3 protein-coding genes and 1 pseudogene are annotated in these 4,543 nt (G+C 61.6%); 1 reads left to right on the top strand and 3 read right to left on the bottom strand.

Going from position 1 to position 4,543, the window contains the following annotated elements:
- Positions 1-81 precede the first annotated feature (81 nt).
- A complete protein-coding gene (locus tag OC610_RS21765; RefSeq protein ID WP_264430678.1) occupies positions 82-1,044 on the bottom strand; it encodes a DMT family transporter in 963 nt (320 codons plus the stop codon).
- A gap of 189 nt (positions 1,045-1,233) precedes the next feature.
- Between OC610_RS21765 and OC610_RS21760 the strand changes: the two are divergent.
- Positions 1,234-1,422 (top strand): annotated as a pseudogene (locus OC610_RS21760) (DUF6316 family protein); the annotation flags it as partial.
- A gap of 235 nt (positions 1,423-1,657) precedes the next feature.
- On the opposite strand, the gene OC610_RS21755 reads toward OC610_RS21760, so the two are convergent.
- Both OC610_RS21755 and pap read right to left on the bottom strand, forming a co-directional pair.
- Positions 1,658-2,842: a thiolase family protein gene (locus tag OC610_RS21755; protein WP_264430676.1), complete on the bottom strand. Its 1,185-nt coding sequence runs from the start codon at positions 2,840-2,842 to the stop codon at positions 1,658-1,660.
- 103 nt (positions 2,843-2,945) lie between these two features.
- Entirely contained in the window at positions 2,946-4,457 is a 1,512-nt protein-coding gene (gene pap, locus OC610_RS21750) for a polyphosphate:AMP phosphotransferase (protein WP_264430674.1), read from the bottom strand.
- Between the last annotated feature and the right edge of the window lie 86 nt (positions 4,458-4,543).

Below are 4,543 nucleotides of genomic sequence, written 5' to 3'. Positions count from 1 at the left end.
GAGCGAGCTTGCTCGCGATGGCGCCGGCAGCGGCAGGCTCGATATCACCGCACCTGACAGCCACCTCGCTCCCTCAGCGGTCTAGCGGCTGACAGCCAAACGCTCACGCCGGGCCCTGAGCCCGGCGATGAGCGATGGGCCCAATGCGACCAGGGCCGACCCCAACACCACCAACACTGCCCCGCCATACCCCAGCAGGTTGATCTGTTCGGCACGAACATAATCGGGCCACCACCAGGCAGCCATCGCCACGGCGGCGAACGTCACCAACGGCGTGATCGCCAGGGTTGCGCTGACCCGCGAGGCTTCCCAGTGGGCCAGCGCTTCGGCAAACGCGCCATACGCAATCAAGGTATTGAGGCAGCAAGCGAGCAACAGCCAGCCTTGCAAGGGGGTCAGTTGCAGCGCCTCCAGCGGATGGACCCAGGGCGTCAGCAACAGCGCGCAGAACAGGTAGATCACCATCATCACCTGCAACGAATTCCATACCGTCAGCAGTTGTTTCTGGCCGAGAGCATAGAACGTCCAGACGGTCGAGGCCGACAGCACCAGCAAGACGCCAGCGGTGTAGTCGCTCAGGGAAGTCAGTAGCTCAGTGAGGCGCTGATTGAAGAACAGTGCGAAACCGATCAGCAGCACCAGCAAGCCGATGCCCTGCCCCACGCTGAAACGCTCCTTGAACACGAACAGACTGGCGACCAGCAACAGGATCGGGCCCATCTGCACCACCAGTTGCGCGGTGCCGGGACTCAAGCGGTTCAAGCCCATCAGGTACAGCACGTAGTTCCCCACCAGCCCCAACACCGCCATCGCCACCAGCCAACCACCACGGGGCCCGAGCACCTTGCGGCTGGGCAAGCGCCTGGTGGCCGCCAGGTAGACGAAGAGCAGGCCACCGGACACCAGCAGCCGAAACCAGGTCACCGTCACCGGGTCCATCACCTGCAGCACTTGCTTGAGCTTGATCGGCAGGATTCCCCACAACAGGGCGGTCAACAAGGCAAGGAATAACCCGTAGACCCAGCGACCGGACGAAATGTGCATGCAACCCTCGAAGCCAAGACATGAACGCCCATTCTAGGCCCGGATGGATCGGTGCACACAGGCACAGTTGGGCATTCGCCGCAGATGGAATTGTATGGGTCGTAGCCGTCGATCGGCTGGGCAGGCGCAAATCACCGACTCCACATATGCTCAATTGAGACAACCAGCAGCCCCTTATGGAGACCCGAAATGCCAGGAACGCGCGCCCACGATACAGACGCCCCAAAGACAGTATTCCGCAGCGACCGGATTTGTCGGGTAAACGGCGAGTTTTATTTCAATACGCGCGAAGGCACCCAGGAAGGTCCGTTCGAGACTCGTGAGGCAGCGGAGAAGGAAGTGGCGGCCTATATTCAGCGCATGATGCTGCTGGCCAAGCCGCCGGCAGAAAGGTTCGAAGCCCCCGCGTCAAGGGAGCCTATTCCCGCCGGACCGGTACCTGTAGGAGCTGCCGAGCGAAGCGAGGCTGCGATCTTTCCTTAGGTAGTTGAATCTCAAGAGAAGGATCAAAGATCAAAATCAAAAGATCGCAGGCTTCGCCAGCTCCTACCCAGCTCCTACAGAGCCGGGCGGGAGCAAGCTCCCTTGCCACGATAGCTGCTGAAGTCAGCGGCTATCGAACCGCCTCGAACAACCCCGTCGCCCCCATCCCGCCGCCCACGCACATGGTCACCACGCCATAGCGCAGGTTGCGCCGTTGCAGTTCCCGCACCAGATGCCCCACTTGCCGAGAGCCGGTCATGCCGAACGGGTGGCCGATGGAGATCGAGCCGCCGTTGACGTTGTATTTTTCAGGATCGATTTCCAGCCGGTTGCGACTGTAGAGGCACTGGGAGGCAAACGCCTCGTTGAGTTCCCACAGGTCGATGTCGCCAATCTGCAGGCCCTTGGCCTTGAGCAGCTTGGGCACTGAGAACACCGGGCCGATGCCCATCTCGTCCGGCTCGCAACCGGCCACGGTAAAGCCGCGGAAAAACGCCTTGGGCTTGAGCCCCAGGGCCAGCGCTTTTTCCAGGCTCATCACCAGCGTCATCGAAGCGCCATCGGACAGTTGGGAAGAGTTGCCCGCCGTCACCGAGCCGTCTTCGGCGAACACGGGCTTGAGTCCGGCCAGGCTTTCGTAGGTGGTATCGGGACGGTTGCAGTCATCGCGGTCGACCACGCCGTCCAGGATCTGCACGGCGCCGGTGTTCTTGTCCTCGACCCGATACTTCACCGTCATCGGCACGATTTCATCATTGAACAATCCCTGCGCCTGCGCCCGGGCCGTGCGCTGCTGGCTCTGCAAAGCGTAGCGGTCCTGTTCCTCGCGGCTGACCTGGTAACGGCGCGCGACAATCTCGGCGGTCTGGCCCATGGGGAAATAGATCCCCGGCACTTGCTCCTTGAGCAGTGGATTGATCAGGTTGTCGGTGTTGACGCTCTTCATCGTCAGGCTGATGGACTCGACACCACCGGCAACAATGATCTCGCTGCAACCCGAGGCGATCTGGTTGGCGGCGATCGCGATGGCTTGCAGGCCCGAAGAACAGAAACGGTTGAGGGTCATCCCGGCCGTGCCGATACCCAGCTGCGAGAGCACCGCCACGTTGCGCCCGATGTTGAAACCCTGGGCACCTTCGTTGGAACCTGCGCCGACGATGCAATCCTCGACGCTGGCCGGGTCGATGTCGTTACGCGCCAGCAACGCATTGACGCAATGCGCCGCCATGTCGTCCGGACGGGTCATGTTGAACTTGCCGCGAAAGGACTTGGCCAATCCGGTCCGTACGCTGTCGACGATCACCACTTCACGCATGGCGGCACCTCATTTTGTTATCGGTTAAGAGTGGAATCGAGGATAAATCCACCCCATGACCGAACGCGACAATCATTCACCTGGCGTATGCGTGCCCATCGGGCTATTTCTTTTTGCGCACCTGTTTGGCCGAACGCTCGAACGCGGCCTCCAGGGCATCATTGAGCGTGCGCAACACTTTGACCCGAGCCCAACGCTTATCGTTGGCTTCCACCAGGGTCCAAGGCGAAATTTCGGTGCTGGTGCGATCGACCATGTCGCAGACCGCCGAGCGATAGGCGTCCCATTTGTCACGGTTGCGCCAGTCGTCCTCGGTGATCTTGAAGCGCTTGAAGGGGATTTCCTCGCGCTCCTGGAACCGCTCCAATTGGGTTTCCTTATCAATCGCCAGCCAGAACTTCACGACGACCACGCCGGCGTCGGCCAATTGTTCCTCGAAGTCGTTGATTTCGCCGTAGGCCCGCAGCCAATCGGCGCGACTGCAAAAGCCCTCGACCCGCTCCACCAGCACGCGGCCGTACCAGGAGCGGTCGAACATGGTGAACTTGCCCCGCGCCGGAATATGTCGCCAGAACCGCCACATGTAGGGGTGGGCACGCTCCTCCTCAGTGGGCGCGGCAATCGGCACGATGCCGTATTGGCGCGGATCGAGCGCCGCCGCGACTCGCCGGATCGCCCCGCCCTTGCCCGCCGCATCGTTGCCTTCGAACACCGCCACCAAGGCATGCCGGCGCATGCGCTTGTCCCGCAGCAGGCCGGCGAACCTGGCCTGCTCGGTGATCAATTGCTCTTCGTAGTCGGCCTTGTCCAGGCGCAGCGTCATGTCCAGGCTGTCGATCAAAGTCACCTGGTCATCCAGCGCTGGCAACGGTGCCACGTTGGCCTTTTCCGCCTTGACCTTCGGCCGATCCAAGGCCTGGCGCAGGCCTTCGAGCAGGATCCGCCCGACCGCGAGGCTGCGGTAACAGGCATCGACGCCTTCGATCACGTGCCACGGCGCGTAGTCGCGACTGGTGCGGCGCAACACCCGCTCGCCGTACTTGACGAACTTGTCGTAGGTCTGCGACTGCTGCCAATCCAGCGGGCTGATGCGCCAGCTGTGCAGCGGGTCGTCCTTGAGGCTCTTGAGACGGGCCTTCATCTGTTTCTTTGACAGGTGGAACCAGAACTTGAAAATCAGCGCGCCTTCATCGCAGAGCATTTTTTCCAGGCGCTCGGCACCGTTGATCGCCTGGTCGAGCCGGGGGTCCTTGAACTCGCCGTGCACCCGCCCCTGCAACATCTGGCTGTACCAGTTACCGAAGAAAATCCCCATGCGCCCCTTGGCCGGCAACATCCGCCAATAACGCCAGGCCGGTGGCCGCGCCAGCTCTTCATCGGTCTGCTGGTCGAAGGTACGCACTTCGATCAGTCGCGGATCCATCCATTCGTTGAGCAACTTCACCGTCTCGCCCTTGCCCGCGCCTTCGATGCCGTTGATCAGCACGATGACTGGAAAGCGGCCCTGCTGGTGCAGCTCGAATTGCGCTTCGAGCAACGCTTCACGCAGCGCCGGGACTTCTGCCTCAAAGGTTTCTTTATCAACGACGTGACCGATTTCAGCGGATTCGAACATGGGCAGCTCCTTCCAGGAATGGGGCAAGACTAGCGGATTGGACGTGCCCCGTGTAGGAGCTACCGAGCGAAGCGAGGCTGCGATCT

It is taken from the genome of Pseudomonas agronomica (assembly GCF_025917275.1).
In the GTDB taxonomy this organism is placed as follows: domain Bacteria; phylum Pseudomonadota; class Gammaproteobacteria; order Pseudomonadales; family Pseudomonadaceae; genus Aquipseudomonas; species Aquipseudomonas agronomica.
The sequence above is the reverse complement of the archived record's forward strand: the minus strand, read 5'-3'. Positions and strand labels throughout refer to the sequence as shown.

Bases quoted from the DNA above. Each gene is read 5' to 3' on its own strand.
- OC610_RS21765 (WP_264430678.1), bottom strand. From the start codon at position 1,044: ATGCACATTTCGTCCGGTCGCTGGGTCTACGGGTTATTCCTTGCCTTG.
- pap (WP_264430674.1), bottom strand. From the start codon at position 4,457: ATGTTCGAATCCGCTGAAATCGGTCACGTCGTTGATAAAGAAACCTTT.
- OC610_RS21755 (WP_264430676.1), bottom strand. From the start codon at position 2,842: ATGCGTGAAGTGGTGATCGTCGACAGCGTACGGACCGGATTGGCCAAG.